Raw genomic sequence first — 22328 nt, 5'->3', positions numbered from 1 at the left:
TCCGTTTACGCGTTTTTTATTTGATCTTTCCCTCCTCCATTTTTATTTATTTCTAAATGCAGGAATAAGATCTAAATATTAAACGCAAAAAGCAGGAAAAAGGTTTAAATAAACCTCTAAACTTTTTAAACCAGAATTGGTGGCTTGAATCATTTTATATTTTTTTCTTGAGTAAAGTCAAAAGCACTGTTTTTTTACAGGGTGTAAATGGGTTATTATTGAAAGGGATATCATTTAAAAATGTGATAAACTAGGGTTAATACTCATTGTGGACGCAATTGATGCAGGGGGATGTTATATGAGCCGTTTTTTCGTAAGACTACAGGCATTTGAACAAAAAATTTTTATGTGGATTAACGGACGTCTTCATAACCGTTTCCTGAATTTTTGGCTTTACTACTTAACTCATTTGGGTGGGGCAACATTTACGATTGCAGCTTCTCTTCTCATAGCTACACTCGCACCCGATCCATGGAGACAAGCTGGTTATATGGCTTGTGCCTCCTTAGCGATTAGTCATATCCCTGTTGCAGCAGCAAAGAAGCTGTATCCTAGGATCAGACCTTATCTAGCGCTGCCTGGTACAAATACTTTTCGTAATCCCTTATCTGATCATTCTTTCCCGTCTGGTCATACTACCGCGATTTTTTCTGTCACGGTTCCTTTTATGATGATCGTACCCAGTGTAACATCCGTCCTACTGCCTTTAGCAAGCATTGTTGGTTTCTCAAGAATCTATCTTGGATTACATTATCCTTCTGACGTACTCGCTGGAGCAGTAATTGGGACTTCAGTTGCACTCGGAACGGTTGCATTTTGGCCATAATGTTTAGTATCTTTGAATGACAGAAAACAAAGAGCAAGGAACAGGTGAGCTGAGAGTGACCAAAAAAAGAGTGTTGTTATTATCTGAAGGTTTCGGAGCCGGACATACTCAAGCAGCATACGCACTCTCGAGCAGTTTAAGGAGACTCTCATCTGATGTGCAGACGAAAGTGCTTGAATTAGGGAGTTTTCTCAACCCGCATGTTGCTCCCCTCATTATAAATGCTTACAAAAGAACGATTACAAAACAACCCAAGCTTGTTGCACTTATGTATCGAAAACAGTATAAAAAACCAATTAATCGTTTCGCAACGCTCGCATTACACAGGCTGTTTTATACCCATACAAGGAGCATTGTAAGACAGCTTAAACCTGATATTATTGTCTGCACTCATCCAATACCAAGTGCTGTCATCGCTCGTCTTAAGCGTCTTGGAGTTGATGTTCCATTATGCACGGTTATAACGGACTACGACGTTCATGGAACATGGATCAGCCCAGAAGTCGATCGTTATCTCGTTTCAACCACGGAAGTCCAGCTCAAGCTTATTAACCGCGGTGTTACAAAAAATAAAATTCAGGTAACCGGTATTCCGGTCCATCCTAATTTTTGGGAACATCCAAGTCGTGAAGAGATCCGCCTCAAATTTGAGCTGAAAGACATGCCTACGGTTCTAGTCATGGACGGCGGCTGGGGACTTATGACTGATGAAATTGTCAATGAATACCTTGCTCAGTGGCAACAAAAGGTACAATTGATCTATGTGTTGGGGAATAATGACAAAGCCAGGGCCCATATGGAGCAGAATCCGCTTTATCAAAAACCCAATATTCATATCATGGGATTCACTAGAGAAATCGACAAGCTCATGGAAGTAGCCGATGTTCTGGTGACGAAACCTGGCGGAATGACTTGTTCAGAAGGACTCGCTAAAGGGATTCCTATGCTGTTTCATAACCCCTTACCTGGTCAGGAAGAAGAAAATTGTCTGTATTTCACAGAACAAGGACTTGGTGAACCCATCACTTCTTTAGAAGTTGTCGAGAAATGGATGAACCGTCTCCTTAGTGAATATGAGACGATTGTCGAAACAAGAGAGCGTCACTTAAAAGAGATTGAAAAATTTCACCCGATGCAAAGTGCCAAAAGTATTATTGAAATGGTAGAAACAAGAAAGGTGCCTTTCTAAAAAGGCACCTTTCTTATTTTCCACTATTCAAATGTTATGAGGACAAGCAAGTAAACATTCCCATTTTTTTAATTTTGTTCTTGTTCTTGTTTGCCTGTACTTTCTGTTAAACGATACTTCTTCAAACGCGTTGCATTATATTCAGCAAGGGCTTGTTCACCGATAATAACCTCTACACGATGAATGTTCATTCCTTTGCCCATAAATTTCTGTTCGTATTCTGTCATTACATGCTCTTCATTGATTCCATCACGGTGTAAGTTAAGAGAAATATTAGTCATTTGAAGACCATAATCAGCAAATGAGTTAAGTGAGAACTCAAATAGAGTCTCTGAGTCAGTCTTGAAGTGAATCTGCCCCAAACTGTTCAGCACCTCTTTATACTTATCAAGAAAACGCGGATGAGTCAGTCTTCTTCTTGCATGTTTTGATTTAGGCCACGGATCACTGAAGTTCAAGTAAATTCGTTCCACTTCACCTTTTTCAAAAACATCGAGAATATCTTCAATGTTTGCGAGTGCCAATTTAAGGTTTGGCGGAGTTTCGACACCTTCTGGCTCCCAAGCTGATCTAGCCTTATCACTTGCACGGCGAACAAGCTCATCATACATATCAATTCCGATATAGTTAACTTCCTTGTTGCGATAACTCATCTGACTGATAAACTGTCCTTTACCCATACCGAATTCCACGTGAATTGGTCTATCGTTTCCAAACAATTCTGACCATTTCCCTTTATAATCAGCAGGATTCAGAATAACAAGGTCTTTTTGCTCTTCTAAATTTTCACGAATCCCTTTTCTGCCCCTTAAACGCATAATTCTCCTCCGTTATATAAAAAAATTCATCGGCATTAATTGTGCCTAAATATCAGTGAAAAGTAAAGATAAAAGAAAAAGGAATCACACACTGTACCCAATAGGCACGGCATATAATTCCTTTTTCATTTATTTGGAATTGGGGTCCAACTACTTTAACAGTTCATAGTCTACCTTATCTTGGGTAGAAAAATCAAATGTCTTTTCGAAGGCTCTACGTATTTTCTTCTTGGCAATTGTTTCTACTTGTGGGTTGTTATTGAATCTTACTCCCGTAAGTGCTAGTGCTTCATCCGCTGTAAGCTCAACCGTTACTTTGTGCTGTCCTGCTTTTATTATCGAATTCATGTTATCACCTCATTATTAGTATGGCCGAGACGAGCAAAATGTATGAATTCTAGCGAAATTTGTAAGCAATAATGTTAAGGTCTGACCTAGTTATAATATAACATTACTGTGTAAGGTTTACAATAGGAAAGCGCTTATTTTTTTAATTTTGTCTGTGATCTTTTTCTGTAATCTATGGGAGAAGAATTCCCTTTTTGCAAAGCTTTTTGATACAATGGTAAAGGTTATCGTTAACTCAAATCAACCTTACTTTTTAATATACAGAAAGAACTTAGTCAAAAGGAGCAACACTACAATGAATTTACCAACTTCCTCCCCTCCACTCTGGGGAGACAAACGATTCCACACATGGAACTATGAAATGCGGGAGCAGTTTGACAATAAGGTATTTAAAGTCATGCTCGATGCCGGTTTTACTTGTCCCAACCGAGACGGCTCGATCGCAAAAGGCGGCTGCACGTTCTGCAGCTCGAGAGGCTCTGGCGATTTTGCAGGATCAAGAAGAAACGATTTGGTAACGCAGTTTAATACCATCCGTGATCGCCAGCATCAAAAGTGGCCGAATGCAAAATACATTGGATATTTTCAGGCATACACAAACACTTATGCTCCTGTTGAAGAACTGCGAGAATATTTTGAAGTGATTTTAAAACAGCCTGGAGTAGTTGGATTATCGATCGCAACACGTCCGGACTGTTTACCAGATGACGTGGTTGAATATCTTGCTGAACTCAATGAACGGACCTATCTATGGATCGAAATGGGTCTGCAAACGATTCATGATTCAACTTCACAGTTAATTAATCGGGCACATGATACAAAATGCTATGTAGAAGCTGTTGAAAAGCTAAGAAAACACAATATCCGTGTATGTACACACATTATTCACGGACTTCCTCAAGAAACTCATGAAATGATGCTTCAGACAACAAGGGCAGTAGCAAACATGGGTGTACAAGGAATCAAAATTCATCTGCTTCATCTTATGCGCAAGACACCTATGGTAAAACAATATGAAGCAGGTCTTCTGCGTTTTTTGGAGCAAGACGAATATATAAAACTTATTGTAGATTCCCTGGAAATTTTGCCGCCTGACATGATTGTTCACCGCTTAACCGGAGATGCTCCAAGAGATCTTTTGATTGGTCCAATGTGGTCCCTTAAAAAGTGGGAAGTATTAAATGGTATTGACGCCGAGCTAAAAGCTCGTAATACTTGGCAAGGGAAATACTGGAGGGGATATTAATTTATGGGTTTTCGATCCATTCTTAGCTGTGCCCACCTTTGGACAGCGGACAGGCTGCATCCTGGAGACACAGCCATTGATGCTACGGTAGGGACAGGAGCAGACACTTTATTTTTGGCACGGACCGTTGGACCAAAGGGGCATGTCTTTGGCTTTGATATCCAAGAACAAGCAATTGACCTTGCAAAAAATAGATTTGCGGGTGCCGCTGATCAAGATAAACTTGCACCCGTCACCTTTTTTAGACAAAGTCATGGGGATATGAGAAATTATATCCCTTCCCATTTCCATGGTCATATCGGAGCCGTCATGTTCAATCTTGGATATCTGCCGGCTGATCAAGCTGATCCTTCTGTAATCACGCTTACTGCAACTACGATCTCTGCTTTGGAAGTATCCCTTGATTTACTTCGACCCAAAGGAATCCTCACTGTCGTATTATATCCTGGACACAAAGGTGGCGATGAAGAAGCACATGCAGTTAGTGAGTGGGCTGCGGAACTTCCTATAGCTATTGGTCAAGCAGTTACATACAGACAGTTGCAGAGAGCCACTTCCCCCTATCTCATCGCTATTGAGAAAAAGTAACAGAATCTAATATGGGTAGAAGAAAGACTAAATTCATATCATAAGGAGAGAATAATCATGCATAAGCCTTACCCGTTGCAATTTCAGCCCGAGTTTAAAGAAAGAGTATGGGGCGGTCGCGCTTTAGAACAATTTGGTCTTACGATACCTGATGGACATATTGGGGAAGGTTGGATGATTGCAGATCATCCAAATGGAACAACAAAAGTGCTTAACGGTGAATTAGCTGGTCTTGGTCTTGACGAAATAAGAGAAACATACGGACGAGATTGGCTTGGCAACAAAGGGGTTTCCGAACAAGGGGGCCGATTCCCTCTACTCATTAAGTTGCTTGATTGTAATGATGATCTATCCATTCAGGTTCATCCTACCGATGATTATGCTGGACTTCCAAAAGGAGAACTCGGCAAAACAGAAATGTGGTATGTGCTTGATGCAAAACCGGATGCTAAGATTATATATGGATTAAAAGAAAATGTTACTCACGATCAGCTTCGTGACGCACTCGAAAACGGTACGGTAATGGATACCCTGCAGGAAGTACCCGTAGAAGCAGGAGACTCCTTCTTTATCCCAGCAGGTACAGTTCATGCCTTATGTGCTGGTGTGTTAGTTGCCGAAATTCAGCAAAACTCAGATACGACCTACCGGATTTTTGACTACAATCGCCCTGGTCTTGACGGTAAACCTCGTGAACTTCATATCGAAGATTCTTTAAACGTAACCGTATTCAAAAATACAGGAGCTACTTCGATGAAAACAAATCAGGCTGTTCCTGGTGAATGGCTTACACTTGCTTCTTGCCCATATTTTGTCGTCGAAAAGGGAATTGTAACGAGTTCTTGGAACCTGTCAACCAATGAAGATAGTTTTACCATTCTCGTTGTCTGTGAAGGCAGCGGCCAATTAATCTGGAATGATACGGAAGAACTTGATCTAAAAGCGGGACAATGTTATTTACTTCCTTCTAGCCTTGGAAGTTACAAACTTGAAGGAAATACAACCGTTTTACGCTCTTATCTCCCCTAATTTATTTTTTTCATTATTTTAGCGCCATTCACTTTGGAAGGAGGACTCACCATGCAGGAATATACGTTTCAAATGCTGGATAGCGATGAGGTCAATGTCTTTGTGTATCGGTGGGCTCCGGAAGATGAAATACCTATTAAAGGGATTGTTCAGATTGCACACGGGATGTCCGAAACAGCGAAGCGCTATAAAGAACTGGCTGAATGCTTGACTAAACACGGGTTCATCATCTATGCCAATGATCATCGTGGTCATGGTAAGACTGCTGTTGATCAAGGAATGTTAGGAGATGGCGGACCCAATGCCTTTAAGTGGATGGCGAAAGATATCGGCGAACTAGGAAAGTTCATACGCCAAGAGCATCCTCAGTTACCTCTTTTTTTACTTGGACACAGTATGGGCTCCTTCCTTACCCAAAAAGTAATGTATGCCGGTCCACATTTATACGAAGGCTATATTTTATCTGGTTCGAATGGGAAAAGAAATTTGCTGAAGTTAGGACAGATTCTCGCTCAACTGCAAAGTCTTATTCAGGGACAACAACGTCGAAGTTTTTTTCTCAATGCAGTCGTATTCGGTGGGTTTAACCGCTCATTCCGCCCTGCTGCTACTCCTTTTGACTGGTTATCAAGGGATGAACAAGAAGTAAGGAAGTTTATAGATGATCCTTTATGCGGCTCGCTATGCACAGCTCGCTTTTACCAAGGTTTTTTCGAACTTCTTATGGAGATCCACCTTCCTCATCATCTGGCTGATATACCTAAAGATAAGCCCGTCTACATCTTCTCAGGAGGAAATGATCCTGTGGGTATGCATGGCAAAGGAGTACTGAATCTAGTAGAAATGTATAATGAACTGGGGATAAGAGATTTGGAATATCGGATTTACCCAGAAGGCAGGCATGAAATGCTGCATGAAATTAACCGCAGAGAAGTAGAAGAACATGTTGCCGATTGGCTCCTTCGTCATGTATCTCCTTCCGTATGATCTATAAATCACACCAAAAAACCTTTCTTGAAATTGAACTTATCATTCAATGACAAGAGAGGTTTTTTGTCGTTATCTTTTTTTTACCAATTCATACGCCCGCGAAGTGAAGTAATATGGGCAGTATGGTGAAGACTATGCCACGAATAATGACGTGCACACTCTCCAAGCGTTAAGGTCTTCTGGGAACCAGGGTGATAAAATGTACGCTGATAATCTTCAAGAGACAGCGAATGAAGCAGTGCAGTCCAGCGTGCATGAAGCCCTTCTATGATATGTAAGGAAGGTGTTACCGGCATTAAGCTTGCGTCAGGCAGTTCAGCCCATAATGTTTCTTCGTATGGTGTAATCGTGGGATTATTCTCTGTCAAAGCGAGTTTACATCTAATAAAACTATTCATATGGCTGTCTGCCACATGATGAACAACCTGCCTAACAGACCATCCATCCGGGCGATAAGGAGTATCTAACTGTTCATCGGACAAATCCGCTACCGCCTCTTTCAGCTTCTGAGGTAACTCTTCCAGATTTTCAATCCATTCTTTGATGTTCTCCTCCGTTATGGGCTTATCTTCCTCTTGCCCAATCGGATATTGTAACTCTACAATATTCAGCATTTCCGTTTCCTCCTACTAAAAGTGATATAAAAAGAAGAACAAGCCGCCACATAAGATGCGCGCACCTGTTCTTCTTATTATTCAATATTCCGCCTTCTTATCCTTCAAGCAGCAGTGATTCTGGGTCCTCTAACAATTCCTTCACCGTTACTAGGAAGCGAACTGCTTCGCTGCCGTCAATAATACGGTGATCATAGGATAGAGCAATGTACATCATTGGGCGATTCTCCATACGTTCATCATCAATAGCTACTGGACGGACTTGAATCTTATGCATACCCAAGATCCCCACTTGCGGAGCATTCAGGATTGGAGTAGATAAGAGTGAGCCAAATACTCCGCCATTTGTGATGGTAAATGTTCCACCTTGCAGTTCATTTAGAGACAATGTATTCGAACGCGCTTTAGATGCAAGTTCTCCAATATTGCGCTCAATCTCAGCAAAGCTCAAACGGTCAGCATCCCGGACAACCGGAACAACAAGTCCTTCTTTAGCAGATACAGCTATACCGATATCGTAATATTTTTTAAGAATAATATCGTCGCCATCAATCTCCGCGTTAACTGTTGGAAATTGTTTCAATGCACCTACAACTGCTTTCGTAAAGAATGACATAAAGCCAAGACCTACATCATGTTTTTCTTTGAATTTATCTTTACGACGTTTACGAACGTCCAAGATTGCAGTCATATCAACTTCATTAAATGTAGTTAGCATAGCCGCAGTTTGTTGTGCCTCTACAAGACGCTTCGCAATGGTCGCGCGGCGGCGAGACATTCTCTGACGTTCTACTGGTTTGCTGAAGCTTGCTTGCTCTTTTGGAGCAGAAGGAGCACTTGCTGGCTTATTAGGTGTCGCAGCAGGAGCGGCTTGCACCGAACCATGAGTTTTCACATCTTCTTGGTAGATACGTCCAATAGGATCGCGGCTCTGTACTTGATCAAGATCAATACCACGTTCACGGGCAAGCTTGCGTGCAGATGGAGAAGCTTTAGGGCTTTCGCTCTCAGCAGCATCCTCCTTTTGCTTACTTTGTACAGGAGCTGGTTCTGGCGACGCTGCAGGAGCCGGAGCTTCCGGAGTCGGCGCTGAAGCTGCTGCAGATTCCTTGGCGCCTGCGCCTGCTTCAAGCAACGCAATAGCTTCCCCGATTTGCACCGTATCTCCTTCTTGATGCAAGATACTGGTGATTACACCGCTCTCTTCCGCACTAATTTCGATATTTACCTTATCCGTTTCAACTTCTAGAAGTACATCCCCTTGATTTACAGAGTCTCCTTCTTTAACGACCCATCTGGATATTGTCCCTTCCGTGATGGATTCCCCCATAGCCGGTACTTTAATTTCGCTCACAGCAAGCTACCTCCCCAGTGGTATGTTTTTCTTCGAATTTTGTTTCAATACTTTAGCGAGAATTTGTTGTTGTTCTTGGATATGAACGTGCTGGAATCCCGTAGCTGGGCTTGAATGCTCGGTACGTCCCGCATACTCCACCTTAACACCTTCTGGTGCAAGACCGCGAAGTTTCGGTTCCATATAAGTCCAGGCTCCCATATTTTTAGGTTCTTCCTGAGTCCATACGAGTTCTTTCAAATTGCGGAATCTAGCTAGTATCCGTTTTATCTCCTGTTCAGGGAATGGATAAAGCTGTTCTACACGGATAATATGAAGCCAGGACCAGTCTTTTTCCTTATCCTTATCAATCGCCTCTTCTAGATCAATAGCTATTTTGCCGCTGCATAACAATACACGTTCAACTCCCTCTGACTGTATACCAAGGTTAGGTTGTTCGAGTACTGCCTGGAAACTGCCTTCGCTAAGCAGCTTAGCTGGCGATGCTACTCTAGGGTTACGAATGAGGCTCTTCGGTGACATGAGTACGAGCGGCCTTGCATCTTCTGTTTCCGTCAAGGCAGCTTGGCGGCGAAGTAAGTGGAAGTATTGCGCACTGCTTGAGAGATTGGCAACAATCCAGTTATCATCCGCACTCATCTGCAGGAAACGCTCTAATCTTGCACTTGTATGTTCAGGCCCCTGTCCTTCACTTGCGTGAGGTAAAAGCATAACCAAACTCGAATTCTGAGACCATTTTGAACGGCCAGAAGATATAAACTGATCAAAGACAACTTGAGCACAGTTCGCAAAATCACCGAATTGTGCTTCCCAGATGACAAGCGTCTCTGGAGAGAAGACATTATATCCATACTCAAATCCAAGAACAGATTCTTCTGATAAAGGACTGTTATGAAGAGCAAACGACGCTTTAGCTTGCGGCAGACGATGCAGCATGTTGTACTCTTTGCCTGTCTCAGAATCATGTAAAACCAGGTTACGATGGGCAAAGGTTGCACGCTGTGCATCTTGACCCGTCATTCGAATTGGTTTGCCATCCGCAAGGATAGAAGCAAAGGCCAATGTTTCAGCCAAACTCCAGTCTACCTTTTCTCCCTCATCCAGAGCATTCTGACGACGCTGTAGAATCCTCTGCAGCTTCGGATACACCTTGAATCCTTCCGGCCATTTCAGTAATTCTGAATTGATCTCACGAAGTTTGTCTAACGGTACCCCCGTCGGCATATTGGTCATACGTTCTGGTCGATCCAGACGTTTGCTGCCAGCATCCACTTTACCATGAACTTCTTCATGACTTACCGTTCCTTGTTTTACTTCCTCGTAAGCCTGTTTCAGGACACGCTGCGCTTCTGCGCGATACTCAGCTAGAAGATCGGATGAAATTCCCTTTTGGCTAAGATACTCAGCGTACAATTCAGTTACTAATGCATGTTTTTTAACTTTTGCATACACGGTAGGTTGTGTCGTTTCCGGATCATCGGTCTCGTTATGACCATAACGGCGATAACCAATCAGATCTATTAAAAAGTCTTTCTTATAACGGTTACGGTACGCCGATGCAAGTCTCATCGCAGCAACACATGCTTCAGGATGATCCGCATTAACGTGGACAATCGGAATTTCATAACCTTTTGCCAAGTCGCTAGAATAAAGCGTAGACCGTGAGTCATCGCTGTTCGTTGTAAAACCTACTCGATTATTTACGATAACATGAAGTGTTCCGCCATTCTGGTAGCCTTTCAGCGCTTTGAAGTTCAATGTTTCAGCTACAATACCCTCACCAGGGAAAGCAGCGTCACCATGCATTAGAATCGTTGCGGCTTTGGACACATCCTGCTTAGGATAACCAGACTCACTGCGATCTTCTTGAGCAGCACGAGCGAAACCTTGAACGACAGGGTTCACATACTCCAAGTGACTCGGATTATTCGCAAGAGTGATTTTGGCCTGAATGTTATCCGCTTTTTTAAGCGTGCGTGTGGCACCTAAATGATATTTTACGTCACCCGTCCATCCAAAGTTCACACCAGAAGATGATTCCGAAGGAACAAGATCCTTGTTGATCGCTTGATGGAACTTGGAAAAGATTTTGCCGTAAGGTTTTCCAAGAACATGCGCAAGAACATTGAGTCTTCCCCTATGAGCCATCCCCATTAAGATATGACTTGAACCTGCATCCATCATCGTATCAATAAAAGAGTCAAGCATAGGGACAAGCATGTCATTGCCTTCGATAGAAAACCATTTTTGTCCGACGAATGTCTTGTGTAAAAATTGTTCAAACTGTTCTACTTCTACCAAACGTTTTAAAAGTGCTTTTCGTTCTTCTTCCTTAAGTTCCTCTTGTAATTTGCCCGACTCGATATATTCATTAAGCCACTTTCGTTCTTCTTCGTCCTGAATATGCGTGAACTCAAAAGCGATCGGCCCTGTATACAATTCATTTAGACGTGTAACTGCGTCTAGAGCTGTTTTGGTAGTCTGGTCTGCATTCTCCCAAACAATAGAGGCCGGCAATGATCTTAGATCCTGCTCACTAAGACCGAAATGCCCAGGAGATAGTAGATCTGTATCTGTATTTTCACTGATTCCAAGAGGATCAATATTCGCTTTTAAATGACCGAATCGTCGTATATTTTGTACTAATTCACCTATTGTAACCGCTTTCCTTAAAAGGTGGATATCAGCTACACCGGAAGCAACTGTACTCCCCGTCTCATTATTACTTGTTATTTCCTCTTCAGGAGGAGGTCCCCATTGCTCAAAAAGTAAACGGTATTCAGCATCTACCGAATCCGGATTAACTGTATAAATTTCGTACTGTTCTTGAACATAACCCATATTAGGTCCGTAATAAGCTTTCCAAGGGCTTTGCATATTGCCATCTTCGTTAGCCATAAATGTTCCCTCCGTCAATTATTTTGGATTGTTCCAGGACGGAATACCATATAAAAATCTAATCAATTAAAAACATATTATAATTCGTTAATATGAAGAGAATATGAATTAACTTCAGTAATGAATCGCTCTTTGGTCATCCTCATCTTTCATTACATTACTACATATTCCATGAATTACGGGCACTCACACTAGAAAGGTGAGTTTCTTTATTTCATATAGTAGATGTAAACTGATGCTCATGTTAGCCCAAGGCGGTCACCTCATTTAATTATTCTACCGATCCCAAGGGATGGTTGTAATTCCTAATTCTATTCTATAAACATTTGAAGCGAAGAGCATTTCCAATTTTAAAGGTAATTGATGCATTAATTAGATGAATCGTTTTTTACGTATCAATACACCAATTATTGATTCTACCAAATAACGAGTAAGAAGACAAAGATCATGAAAATCTTCTCTCATCAAAAGGAAGTTACTATACCTATAGTACCCCACTTTTCACGATTTGAATGGATTTTATACTTTTTAGCCAACTGTTAAAGTTGAGCTAACGTTTTTACGATTCGGAGTTTCTTCCCCCTGCGGAGTAGAATTATATTCTTGTTAACAAGAATATATATAAAAACATTGGTTTCATTCCGCCACATTGTGGTAACCATAAGTCAAGAGTAATTTCATTAATCGATGGATTTGGTAAAGGAGGAATGATGCTTGGAACGTACAATTAAAATCGGAATCATTGGAAGCGGAGGTATTGCAAGAGCTCATGCAAATGCCTATAAACAACTTGACTATGTAGAGGTTGTAGCCGTTGCGGATATTATTCCAGGCAAAGCATCCTTATTCATAGAACAAACGAATCTGCCCATGGCAAAAGCTTATGATGATCATCTTGATCTGCTGGAACTGGACTTAGATGGTGTCAGCATCTGTACACCGAACTTCTCCCATTACAATATTACCATTGATGCACTGAATGCAGGAAAACATGTCATGGTAGAGAAACCGATGTCTGTAACACTTGATCAAGCTATTGAAATGGTTGAGGCCTCTAAACGCTCGGGAAAGATGCTTACTGTCGGATTTCAACCCAGATACGATCCAAATATGCAGGCCATTCGCAGCCTGATTCAAGATGGACAGCTTGGAAAGGTATACTTTGCCGAAGCAGGCGGTGGCCGAAGACGCGGTATGCCTGGTGGTACATTCATCAGAAAGGATCTTGCCGGAGCTGGGGCTATGGCGGACATTGGCTGCTATTCTCTAGATATGGTTCTCCATGCGCTAGGTTATCCTAAGCCGCTTACGGTATCTGCCTATACCTCCAATTATTTTGGCACAAATCCAAAATATCACCCAGAAGCAAATATGTTTAACGTAGAAGATTTTGGTGCAGCGATGGTGCGATTAGAAGGCGATATTTTGTTAAGCTACAAAATCTCCTGGGCTATGCATATGGATACACTCGGACCCACGATGTTTCTTGGAACCGATGCCGGTTTAAAAGTCACTCCTTCAGGAAGCGGTCCTTGGAGCGGAGGCTGGGAAGGCCGAATCGGCAGTATGACGCTGTATCACGACATTGCTGGTCATCATACAGAAAGTCCCCTTCCCATTCAACATCATCAGATCAATTTATTTCATGCAAAGATTTTTGACTATGCTAATGCAATTCAAAAACGGTTACCAGCTCCCATACCGGGTGAGCAAATTTTATATAATCAGGCGATCATTGACGGCGTTCTCCGTTCCTCAGCCGCAAAAAAAGAAGTGACGATTGAAATTCCTGATTTATAGCATAGCAATCAAAAAAAAACAAAAAGCCATCTATCCTGCAGGAGGATTACGATGGCTTTCTTCTCGCCGCTACACCTCCTTGGATAGACGCAGCATATCTACACAAGGTATACCATTTTCTATAATAGGGTCAGGATAGTGTTTAATAAAAAAATCACGGTCAATTCCAGTGATTCGGAACCCTTCTCTTTGATAAAATCCCAGCTGATCCAGACTTGAATTGCCAGTACCGATCTCAATAGTCGAGGCTCCCTGATCCTTTGCATGATCAATTGCATAGCGCAGTAATACTCTTCCTATGCCCTTCCCTTGATATTCCTCTTTCACTGCCAAATTTACAATCTCATAAGTTTGCGGCCTGGTATGCAGCAGCACCACAATTCCTATAATTTTTCCATGAGATACGGCAACGCTTATCTGTCCGCGGTGAATGTATTCGTCTATCACAGCTTTAGACGGATCAGCAAGGAGTAATAGGTCATAAGGTACGGGATCTTCCTTCTCAATGGACCGGATTGTGTATTCCACATGTGTTCCCCCTTGATGCGGCAGAATTCAAAATTGTATTTTCCAGGTCAATACTTACAGACTGACCTTCTCGAAATGCTCTACCTTTGGAAAAGGATCATAGTAGTGATGAAGGATCTCTTTCCACTGCTGATAACCTTCCGAACCTCGAAATCCAATCGTGTGATCCTCCAGTGTTTCCCATTGAACTAACAGCAGATACTGATGATCTGTCTCCATGCATTTATACAATTCGTGATGAATATACCCTGTCATGCTTGATATAATCGTAGATGCCTTCGCAAAATCTTGTTCAAAAGCAGACTCATTCCCTTTTGTTACATACAGCATGGCACTTTCCAGAATCATCGTACATCGTTCCTCGCTATAAAGATTTAGACATATCTTCAAGTTGTTTCATATGATGGCGATCGTGCCAAATAAAATCTTCAACATAACTTTGTACAGTAAAAGGTCCGCCATCAAGTCCCCTATATTCTTTCGTCCAATCCTCAGCAGGTAGTTCATGAAGCGCGCGGATAATCTGCTCCCGGTAATGGAGCGTTTCTTGCACTAGCTCTTCTATACTAATTGTATGTGCATGTTCACGTGCCGCCTCATTAAATATATCAAAATCCAGATGCTGAATTTGCAGCTGTTTCTCTTCTCCAGAAATAATCAAAGATATGGCACCTTCCCAAAAATAACGATCCCAGCGCATCATATGACTAATCAGCTCACGAACCGTCCATTTCTCAGCTGCAACCGGGATATCCCAAAGCGTATTCTTCTCTATACTCCACTTGCGGAACCAGTCATGCCATTCGTGAAAAGACACAATCAAGGAATTTTTTTGCAGTGTATTCACTTCGCCTTCATCCCCTCGCCAGAAATAGATTGGAATAGATATCAATTCTAAATTCATTCGTCAAGATACAAGAAATCCCCTGCTTTTCCACAAAATAAAACTTATTTCAAACGTGAATTTTCAATGATTTTGATGATTTCTGATATCGCATCTTGTCGATTATAATCCAGCATCTTCGCTCTTATCTTTTCTTTATTCTCATCCAGCAAACGAATGGATTCCAGCAAGGTATCTTCAGTAAGATGTTCTTCCCATAAAATTTGAGCATATCCTGATGTTTCAAAGGCTTTGGCATTCAAAACTTGATCTCCGCGGCTTACTTTTTCAGATAATGGGATCAGCAGCATCGGTTTATGTAAGGTTAAGAATTCAAATATTGCATTCGAACCTGCCCTTGAAATCACCATATCCGCTAACGCAAGCACATCTGGGAGCTCATCCTGAAGATATTCAAATGCCTTGTAACCTTGTACCGAATCCATCTCTAGGTCCACTTGACCTTTCCCGCAGAGATGTACAATCTGATATTTCCCAGTAAGTTTGGTCGCTACAGTCCGCAACGTATCATTCATCTTCTTCGCACCGAGGCTGCCACCCATAAATAACAGTACCGGCTTCTCTTGCTCAAAACCAAGCCATCTTCTGGCCCGTTCCTTGTCGCCTTGCCGCAATTCTTCTCTAACAACAGCCCCTACATGAATTGCCTTATTTCCTATTAGGTGTTTTGCCGCTTCTTCAAAGGTAGTGCATACCTTGGTAGCAAAAGGAAGGGCAATCCGGTTAGCGAGACCTGGGGTAAGATCCGATTCATGAATAACAACGGGGATTTTACGCATCCATGCCGCCATAACAACGGGAACAGATACAAATCCGCCTTTCGAAAATACAATAGAGGGTTTCACATCCCCAAGGTACTGGTAAGCTTCACCCACCCCTTTTAACACTCGAAAAGGATCTTTCAAATTCTTAACACTAAGGTACCGGCGTAGTTTCCCCGTCGCTATTGCTTTATAACTCACCTCTTCTAGAGACTGAACAAGTTCTTTTTCAATACCGTCTCTAGAACCTATATAATGTACCTTTTCACCCTTTTGCAGAAAATAAGGAATCAGTGCCAAATTCACCGTTACATGTCCGGCAGATCCTCCTCCGGTAAAAACAATCGTTCGTTGTTTCATTTATATCCTCCACTCCTGTCTCATTGCGTTCATACCTACTTTATTAGATAATAATAATTATGGATTGTTATGCTATATATTGTGTTGGAGGAAACTAAATAATGGATAAAAATACGACTAATCATGATCATCCGCTTCATCGCATGATTAACCGCAGAGAGACACGTTCTGTGAAATGGGATGGAATGGAATCCCTTTTTGGGGTAAAAGAAGCCATTCCGCTGTGGGTTGCAGATATGGACTTTACTGCACCGGAGCCGGTCCTGCGAGCGGTACGTGACGTAGCAAATCATGGAATACTCGGCTATGCCACACCCAATGCTTCATTTCAGCAATCCATTGCTGACTGGATGCAAAAACGCCATGGCTGGAATGTAAGCCCCGAGTGGCTTGTTTATACACCAGGTATCGTCCCCGCCCTTAATATGGCAGTAGAAGCCTTTACTGAACCTGGAGATCACATTATCATACAGCCTCCTGTTTACGGACCTTTTCACAAGTTAGCATCTAATCATGGACGAGAACTGGTGTTAAACCCTCTCCTTCATGATGAGCTCCATTATAAAATGGATCTCGCTCATTTGGAACAAGTTGCAAAACATGAAAAAGCTAAAATGCTCGTATTATGCAGCCCTCATAATCCGATTGGACGTGTATGGACCAAAGAAGAACTAAAATCCGTAATGGAGATTGCTGCTAGGCATGACCTAATTGTCATCTCCGATGAAATTCATGCAGATCTCGTATTCAAAGAAGGGCTGCATACGCCTTACGCGATGATATCTGAAGAAGCTAAAATGCACTCTATCATCTGTACTGCCGCAAGCAAAACATTCAATATCGCTGGATTACATACGTCAAATGTCGTGATCGCTAATGAAGAACTGCGCGAGAAGTTTAAAAAAATCATTGAAAAAAATGCGCTCTCTTCAATGAATATCTTCGGTATTGCGGCAACGGAAGCAGCATACCGTGAAGGTGAACCTTGGCTTTCAGAGACCCTGGAGTACATTCATGAAAATATGGTATATGTTACAGAATTTATTCATACGCATCTACCGGAATTAAGAGTGAAATTGCCTGACTCAACCTATTTGCTGTGGATTGATTTTCGCAATCTGCAAATACCTCACAAAGAACTCTATCAATTCCTGCTTCATGAAGCCGGTCTCGTCTTCAGCAGCGGCACTGACTTTGGTGAACATGGAGAAGGATTTATGCGTATGAATGTAGCATGTTCAAGACGCTTGCTGGAAGAAGCCATGAATAAGCTAAAGATTGCTTTACAGTCTCGATAAGAGGTCAACATTTACTCCATAATTTAGGGTGGGAATCCGTTTAACGGCGAGTTCCCACTCTTTTTTGTCTGTTTTTCTTTATTTCAGACATTTTGTTTCTTTTTATTTTTGTGCTGAATATATCATTTTTTACGACCATTACTATAACTACCCTCTTAAAACGTTAAGAAATAGCGCTATAAAACACTGTTAATTAAAGATTCGACATTAATAATAAGTTAATTTAAATAAACGGCAATCTAAATCAAATAATATACATTAAAAATAAATATTGACAATGAAAGCGCTTATTCGGTAGTATTTTGTTTACAACACAGATGTTCACAGATATTTTGATAGTGTTTATTTCCGATTCATTATATGTACCTGAGGGGGAGGAATCAGAACCATGGGAATGAATAATCCCTTGGCTGTGAAACAGACGGTTCAAAGTAAAGGAGCCATGCATTTTTTCAAGAGAGAATGGCGCCGCAATAAGTACATTTATTTAATGCTTGTTCCCGTTTTAGCTTACTACTTTATTTTTTGTTATGGACCCATGTATGGGATCCTCCTATCATTCCAGAGCAGTTACAGCCCGGCTAAAGGAATTATGGGCGGAAACTGGATTGGTTTTGAGAACTTTACCATGTTCTTCGAAAGCTATAATTTCTGGAGACTGATGAGCAACACCTTAATTCTTAGTTTACTTAGTCTCGTTATCGGATTTCCCGCACCAATCATTCTTGCGCTCCTGCTAAATGAAGTGCGAAACCGATATTTTAAAAGCGCCGTTCAAACAGTCAGCTACCTGCCTCACTTTATTTCGGTAGTCGTTGTTGTTGGTATGCTAAAAACTTTTTCATCGTTAGATGGTGGACTATTTAATATAATCCGAGAATTCTTCGGTTTTGAGGCGATGATGTTTTTTACCGATAAAGACATGTTTCGTCCTATGTATATTCTCTCTAATGTGTGGCAAGGTGCAGGATGGGCCTCCATTCTATTCCTCGCAGCACTCGCTGGCATTAACTCAGAGCAATATGAAGCTGCAAGGATGGACGGCGCAGGCAGATGGAATCAATTATTACATATTACATTGCCGGGTATCATGCCAACGGTTATCATCCTGCTTATTTTGCGGATGGGCAGTATTATGAACGCAGATTTCCAGAAGATTTTACTTATGCAAACCGCTGCTACGTATGAGACATCAGATGTTATTTCTACTTTTGTATATAGGCAAGGGATGCTTCTTGGCGATCAGGCATATTCCACCGCAATTGGTTTGTTCAACTCCGTCATTAATTTCGCCTTACTGCTTGGTGCCAATTACATTAGCAGAAAAGCAAATGAAACCAGTCTGTGGTAGAGAGGTGAACCCAACATGAAAAAAACCTTTGGCGAAAATATATTTGACGTTATCAATATTTTTCTGCTGCTTCTCGTGATGTTACTTTGTGCTTATCCTATGCTCTACATATTTAACTCTTCTATATCTGATCCGCAGCAGCTCTTGGCAAGCCGATCGCTCATGCTGCTCCCAGAAGGATTTTCCATAGAAGCTTATACAAAAGTATTTCAGAATCCCAAGATTTACAGTGGTTATATGAACACTTTGTTTTATGTTATTGTCGGAACTGCACTTAACCTGTTGATGACGACACTCGCTGCGTATGCTCTTTCAAGACCTGATTTATACGGACGCAGCTTCTTCATGAAATTGATTACCTTCACTATGTTTTTTGGCGGCGGGATGATTCCTACCTTCTTGCTCATTCAGAATTTGGGTCTCCTGGATACGAGACTTGCTATGATTCTGCCGACAGCCATCAGTACTTTTAACTTTATCATCATGAGAACGAATTTTATGAGTATCCCGCTCCCCTTGATCGAGTCTGCTAAAATCGACGGGGCTCATGACTTTCGAATTCTATTCCAGATCGTTGTTCCTTTATCCAAGCCGATCATCGCCGTAATGACTCTCTATTACGCTGTTGATCATTGGAACGATTTTATGGGTCCTCTCTTGTACTTGAGATCTCAGGATCTATATCCGATTCAAATCATTCTTCGAGATATTTTGCTTAGTAACAGTACCGAAGCGATGGGTTCTGCTAACGACACCGGATTTGCGATCGGAGAAAACATCAAGTACGCCACCATCATTGTTTCCACACTCCCGATTTTGCTGATATATCCTTTTATCCAACGTTATTTTGTTCAAGGTGCACTGATTGGAGCCATTAAAGAATAGAGCAAAGTGCTTGCATCATCTTTGAATGTGAAGTGGTGCAAGTAACAGCTTTATCCTATAGATTGTTAAGGAGGGTTTATATGAAGAGGGTCATGTCTATAATGCTTGGTTTGGTAATGACAACAGGGCTTCTTGCAGGATGTAGTGGAACTAATGAGGCGGAGGAGCCGAAGCCAGCTGAGGGTGAGCAAGCAATTACCGAAATTTCTCTTCCCATTGTAGATGAAGCAATGACAATCAATTATTGGAGAGCGAATGATGGAAAAATTGCTTCAGGCAATGGATTCAGCGATGTAAAAGCGTATCAGGAAAAAGAAAAACGCACCGGGATTAAGGTGAATTTCACACATCCTCCACTCGGTCAACAAAAAGATCAATTCAATCTTTTAGTCACAGGTAACCAGCTTCCTGACATTATTTATTACAACTGGGCTGATGTATCAGGCGGACCGGAGAAACTGCTAGCGGATGGACGAATTATAAAACTTAATGAGTATATCGACCTTTATGCTCCAAACCTAAAGAAAATCATTGCTGAAGATGAAGAAGTTCGTAAACAAATTTCACTCGATGACGGTACGATCTTTATGTTCCCTTATCTACGTACAGATTCTGTAAAGCTTAATGGAACAACAGGCATGATTCTGCGTCAAGATTGGCTTGATAAGCTAAATCTGAAGGCGCCTACAAATATTGACGAGTGGTACACCGTACTAAAAGCATTCAGAGAACAAGATCCTAATGGCAACGGCAAAAAAGATGAACTTCCTTTTACAGCTAACTGGGGTCCAGGTAACATGAGTAAATTGAATGATTTTGCACCTGCCTTTGGCGTCCTTGCAGGTTTTCAGTTGAATGGTGAAACGATTGAATATGGTCCAATTCAACCAGGTTACGAAGAATTCTTAACTACCATGAGAAAGTGGTATGAAGAAGGTCTGATCGATCCAGAAGTCATGACTAATGACGGAAAAGCTTTTGATTACAAAATTACGAATAACCAAGCCGGTTCTTACTATGGCGGTGTATTTAGCGGTATGGCGAAATATCTTAATATGATGGCTGAAAAAGATCCAAACTTTAACCTTGTCGGCGCTCCTTGGGCGAAAGATCAGAATGGTGTATCTAGAAGTACTTTCCGTTTTGATACCAAAGTATTAAGTTATGGTGAAGCCATCACTACTTCTGCGGACAAAGACAAACTGAAAGCCATTGTCCAGTGGATGGATTATAACTACAGTCCGGAAGGACATGATCTCTTTAACTTCGGTATTGAGAATGAAAGTTACACTCGTAATGGCGACGCTATCGAATTTACAGATACGATTCTTAAAAACCCAGATGGACTGACCTATGACCAAGCACTTGCTAGTTATGCACTTTCTATTATGGATGGACCAATGAACCAAGATACGCGTTATCTTGACGCACTGATGACATTTGATCAGCAAAAAGATGCAAATAATGCATGGATGCAAGCAGATTATGCAATGGCTCTTCCTAACCTGCGTAAAACGGAAGATGAAGCAAGAAAAGAAGCCCAAATCATGGGTCAGGTTAACACCTATGTTGATGAAATGGTTACGAAATTTATTCTAGGTGATGAGCCTCTTACAAGTTACGAAACCTTTGTTGAGACCATTAAAGGAATGGGTATTGAAGAAGTAATTAAGATACATCAGGATGCTTACGCACGTTACCAAGCACGTTAATTTCAAATAAAAGAGAGTGCAGCGAAAGGGTAACCCCCTTAGCCCACTCTCTTTTTCTATTTTATGATGAATATGTTTCTTCTTCGATTGACGTAAAAAAACGAATATATTCTTCTACTAGTTGTGATGTTAATTCAGCTGATTTTCTAGGATTTGATGTTTCCAGCCCATGACCTGCATCCAGCACTTGATGGACCTTCAGTTCGGAACAAGAAGCGAGCTTTGCTCTGCTCTCTTCACTAAATAAAGAATCCTTAGTCCCGTAAATCACCATACCTTTCGAATGCTGCATATACGTGAGTGTACTATCCAGCGGTGTTAGGTACAGGTGGCGGATCGAGTAATTTGTGAGATGTTTAGCCGTGTACCCAGCAAGCAAGGTCCCCAAACTTTTACTCACAAAGATGAGCTGCTTATACCCCTCACTCGCGCATCTAACCATCTGTAATATTTCTTCTTCAAGGATGGAACGTTGTTCTCTCTCCAGTGCTACACGAGCACTTTGAAAGCCGTACTCCAAGATCAGGGCATCCATGCCCTGAGAGGTAGCGCTTTGAACAGCGTAGTACAGAACAGGCAGTTCACAAGAATAATTTTGCCCGGGAAAGAAAACCACGAGCGTATTGGAACCTTGTGTAATGTGTCTTAATCGAACGTCATGTCCCCAAAAGGATTCTTCATAGATCAAATGATGTTCCAAGAACTGCACCTCTCCTCCTTGTATAATCTATACCATTATATATGATATCAGGAAAATATAGTGATTTAATTGGATAGATAAGAAAGTGCCGGTTTTACAATTCTTCGCAAGGGTGATCTCAGTCTCCGG

At 41.5% G+C, this 22328-nt stretch carries 21 protein-coding genes; 11 read left to right on the top strand and 10 right to left on the bottom strand.

The window, feature by feature from the left end:
- The first annotated feature begins 298 nt into the window (after positions 1-298).
- Entirely contained in the window at positions 299-826 is a 528-nt protein-coding gene (locus KJS58_RS07755) for a phosphatase PAP2 family protein (RefSeq protein ID WP_213531985.1), read from the top strand.
- 55 nt (positions 827-881) lie between these two features.
- A complete protein-coding gene (locus tag KJS58_RS07750; RefSeq protein ID WP_483874589.1) occupies positions 882-2015 on the top strand; it encodes an MGDG synthase family glycosyltransferase in 1134 nt (377 codons plus the stop codon).
- Positions 2016-2083: 68 nt separating this feature from the next.
- Here the strand turns inward: KJS58_RS07750 and trmB are convergent, their stop codons facing one another.
- Both trmB and KJS58_RS07740 read right to left on the bottom strand, forming a co-directional pair.
- On the bottom strand, positions 2084-2833 hold the full coding sequence (gene trmB / locus KJS58_RS07745) for a tRNA (guanosine(46)-N7)-methyltransferase TrmB (protein ID WP_213531983.1): 750 nt from the start codon (positions 2831-2833) through the stop codon (positions 2084-2086).
- Positions 2834-2983: 150 nt separating this feature from the next.
- Positions 2984-3181 carry a hypothetical protein gene (locus tag KJS58_RS07740; protein WP_160032816.1) on the bottom strand — a complete coding sequence of 66 codons (198 nt, stop codon included), beginning with the start codon at positions 3179-3181 and terminating at the stop codon, positions 2984-2986.
- A gap of 295 nt (positions 3182-3476) precedes the next feature.
- Between KJS58_RS07740 and mnmL the strand changes: the two genes are divergently transcribed.
- From mnmL to KJS58_RS07720, 4 genes are read left to right on the top strand one after another with little or no spacing between them, the layout of a single operon-like run.
- Complete coding sequence (gene mnmL, locus KJS58_RS07735) at positions 3477-4427, top strand: tRNA modification radical SAM protein MnmL/YtqA (protein WP_213531982.1); 951 nt, start codon at positions 3477-3479, stop codon at positions 4425-4427.
- A 3-nt stretch (positions 4428-4430) separates the two neighbouring features.
- Positions 4431-5015 carry a tRNA 5-(aminomethyl)-2-thiouridylate-methyltransferase MnmM gene (gene mnmM, locus KJS58_RS07730; protein ID WP_213531981.1) on the top strand — a complete coding sequence of 195 codons (585 nt, stop codon included), beginning with the start codon at positions 4431-4433 and terminating at the stop codon, positions 5013-5015.
- 57 nt (positions 5016-5072) lie between these two features.
- Complete coding sequence (locus KJS58_RS07725; protein WP_213531980.1) at positions 5073-6044, top strand: type I phosphomannose isomerase catalytic subunit; 972 nt, start codon at positions 5073-5075, stop codon at positions 6042-6044.
- Between the two features lie 51 nt (positions 6045-6095).
- Positions 6096-7031 carry an alpha/beta fold hydrolase gene (locus tag KJS58_RS07720; protein ID WP_213531979.1) on the top strand — a complete coding sequence of 312 codons (936 nt, stop codon included), beginning with the start codon at positions 6096-6098 and terminating at the stop codon, positions 7029-7031.
- Positions 7032-7114: 83 nt separating this feature from the next.
- Here the strand turns inward: KJS58_RS07720 and KJS58_RS07715 are convergent, their stop codons facing one another.
- From KJS58_RS07715 to KJS58_RS07705, 3 genes are all read right to left on the bottom strand, one after another.
- Positions 7115-7639, bottom strand: coding sequence for a YfiT family bacillithiol transferase (locus tag KJS58_RS07715; protein ID WP_213532234.1), 525 nt, complete (start codon positions 7637-7639; stop codon positions 7115-7117).
- Positions 7640-7745: 106 nt separating this feature from the next.
- Positions 7746-9002, bottom strand: a complete 1257-nt coding sequence (gene odhB, locus KJS58_RS07710; protein ID WP_213531978.1) for a 2-oxoglutarate dehydrogenase complex dihydrolipoyllysine-residue succinyltransferase — start codon at positions 9000-9002, stop codon at positions 7746-7748.
- A gap of 6 nt (positions 9003-9008) precedes the next feature.
- The gene (locus KJS58_RS07705) at positions 9009-11900 is read right to left on the bottom strand and encodes a 2-oxoglutarate dehydrogenase E1 component (RefSeq protein WP_213531977.1); all 2892 of its coding nucleotides are present in this window, start codon (positions 11898-11900) and stop codon (positions 9009-9011) included.
- A gap of 714 nt (positions 11901-12614) precedes the next feature.
- On the opposite strand from KJS58_RS07705, the gene KJS58_RS07700 reads away from it, so the two are divergent.
- A complete protein-coding gene (locus tag KJS58_RS07700) occupies positions 12615-13700 on the top strand; it encodes a Gfo/Idh/MocA family protein (protein WP_213531976.1) in 1086 nt (361 codons plus the stop codon).
- 69 nt (positions 13701-13769) lie between these two features.
- Here the strand turns inward: KJS58_RS07700 and KJS58_RS07695 are convergent, their stop codons facing one another.
- Genes KJS58_RS07695 through KJS58_RS07680 form a run of 4 tightly spaced genes read right to left on the bottom strand, consistent with a single transcriptional unit; the run spans position 13770 to position 16253 of the window.
- Positions 13770-14228, bottom strand: a complete 459-nt coding sequence (locus tag KJS58_RS07695) for a GNAT family N-acetyltransferase (RefSeq protein WP_213531975.1) — start codon at positions 14226-14228, stop codon at positions 13770-13772.
- Positions 14229-14282: 54 nt separating this feature from the next.
- Positions 14283-14576: an antibiotic biosynthesis monooxygenase family protein gene (locus KJS58_RS07690; protein ID WP_213531974.1), complete on the bottom strand. Its 294-nt coding sequence runs from the start codon at positions 14574-14576 to the stop codon at positions 14283-14285.
- A gap of 16 nt (positions 14577-14592) precedes the next feature.
- Complete coding sequence (locus tag KJS58_RS07685; RefSeq protein ID WP_213531973.1) at positions 14593-15132, bottom strand: DinB family protein; 540 nt, start codon at positions 15130-15132, stop codon at positions 14593-14595.
- Between the two features lie 44 nt (positions 15133-15176).
- Complete coding sequence (locus tag KJS58_RS07680; protein WP_213531972.1) at positions 15177-16253, bottom strand: undecaprenyldiphospho-muramoylpentapeptide beta-N-acetylglucosaminyltransferase; 1077 nt, start codon at positions 16251-16253, stop codon at positions 15177-15179.
- 101 nt (positions 16254-16354) lie between these two features.
- On the opposite strand from KJS58_RS07680, the gene KJS58_RS07675 reads away from it, so the two are divergent.
- From KJS58_RS07675 to KJS58_RS07660, 4 genes are all read left to right on the top strand, one after another.
- The gene (locus tag KJS58_RS07675) at positions 16355-17551 is read left to right on the top strand and encodes a MalY/PatB family protein (protein ID WP_249717022.1); all 1197 of its coding nucleotides are present in this window, start codon (positions 16355-16357) and stop codon (positions 17549-17551) included.
- 394 nt (positions 17552-17945) lie between these two features.
- Complete coding sequence (locus tag KJS58_RS07670) at positions 17946-18902, top strand: ABC transporter permease (RefSeq protein ID WP_213532232.1); 957 nt, start codon at positions 17946-17948, stop codon at positions 18900-18902.
- A gap of 15 nt (positions 18903-18917) precedes the next feature.
- On the top strand, positions 18918-19787 hold the full coding sequence (locus KJS58_RS07665; RefSeq protein ID WP_213531971.1) for a carbohydrate ABC transporter permease: 870 nt from the start codon (positions 18918-18920) through the stop codon (positions 19785-19787).
- A gap of 80 nt (positions 19788-19867) precedes the next feature.
- The gene (locus tag KJS58_RS07660; RefSeq protein WP_213531970.1) at positions 19868-21499 is read left to right on the top strand and encodes a type 2 periplasmic-binding domain-containing protein; all 1632 of its coding nucleotides are present in this window, start codon (positions 19868-19870) and stop codon (positions 21497-21499) included.
- A gap of 61 nt (positions 21500-21560) precedes the next feature.
- Here the strand turns inward: KJS58_RS07660 and KJS58_RS07655 are convergent, their stop codons facing one another.
- Complete coding sequence (locus KJS58_RS07655) at positions 21561-22199, bottom strand: hypothetical protein (protein ID WP_213531969.1); 639 nt, start codon at positions 22197-22199, stop codon at positions 21561-21563.
- Positions 22200-22328 lie beyond the last annotated feature (129 nt).

This window comes from Paenibacillus sp. J45TS6 (genome assembly GCF_018403285.1).
Lineage (GTDB): Bacteria > Bacillota > Bacilli > Paenibacillales > Paenibacillaceae > Paenibacillus.
Note: the sequence above shows the minus strand (reverse complement) of the source record. Positions and strands in the feature narration are given on the sequence as shown.

Coding starts and splice junctions, on each gene's coding strand:
- KJS58_RS07665 (WP_213531971.1), top strand. CDS start 18,918: ATGAAAAAAACCTTTGGCGAAAATATATTTGACGTTATCAATATTTTT.
- KJS58_RS07725 (WP_213531980.1), top strand. CDS start 5,073: ATGCATAAGCCTTACCCGTTGCAATTTCAGCCCGAGTTTAAAGAAAGA.
- trmB (WP_213531983.1), bottom strand. CDS start 2,833: ATGCGTTTAAGGGGCAGAAAAGGGATTCGTGAAAATTTAGAAGAGCAA.
- KJS58_RS07720 (WP_213531979.1), top strand. CDS start 6,096: ATGCAGGAATATACGTTTCAAATGCTGGATAGCGATGAGGTCAATGTC.
- KJS58_RS07670 (WP_213532232.1), top strand. CDS start 17,946: ATGAATAATCCCTTGGCTGTGAAACAGACGGTTCAAAGTAAAGGAGCC.
- KJS58_RS07690 (WP_213531974.1), bottom strand. CDS start 14,576: ATGATTCTGGAAAGTGCCATGCTGTATGTAACAAAAGGGAATGAGTCT.
- mnmL (WP_213531982.1), top strand. CDS start 3,477: ATGAATTTACCAACTTCCTCCCCTCCACTCTGGGGAGACAAACGATTC.
- KJS58_RS07675 (WP_249717022.1), top strand. CDS start 16,355: ATGGATAAAAATACGACTAATCATGATCATCCGCTTCATCGCATGATT.
- KJS58_RS07755 (WP_213531985.1), top strand. CDS start 299: ATGAGCCGTTTTTTCGTAAGACTACAGGCATTTGAACAAAAAATTTTT.
- KJS58_RS07705 (WP_213531977.1), bottom strand. CDS start 11,900: ATGGCTAACGAAGATGGCAATATGCAAAGCCCTTGGAAAGCTTATTAC.
- KJS58_RS07660 (WP_213531970.1), top strand. CDS start 19,868: ATGAAGAGGGTCATGTCTATAATGCTTGGTTTGGTAATGACAACAGGG.
- KJS58_RS07685 (WP_213531973.1), bottom strand. CDS start 15,132: ATGAATTTAGAATTGATATCTATTCCAATCTATTTCTGGCGAGGGGAT.
- KJS58_RS07740 (WP_160032816.1), bottom strand. CDS start 3,181: ATGAATTCGATAATAAAAGCAGGACAGCACAAAGTAACGGTTGAGCTT.
- mnmM (WP_213531981.1), top strand. CDS start 4,431: ATGGGTTTTCGATCCATTCTTAGCTGTGCCCACCTTTGGACAGCGGAC.
- KJS58_RS07680 (WP_213531972.1), bottom strand. CDS start 16,253: ATGAAACAACGAACGATTGTTTTTACCGGAGGAGGATCTGCCGGACAT.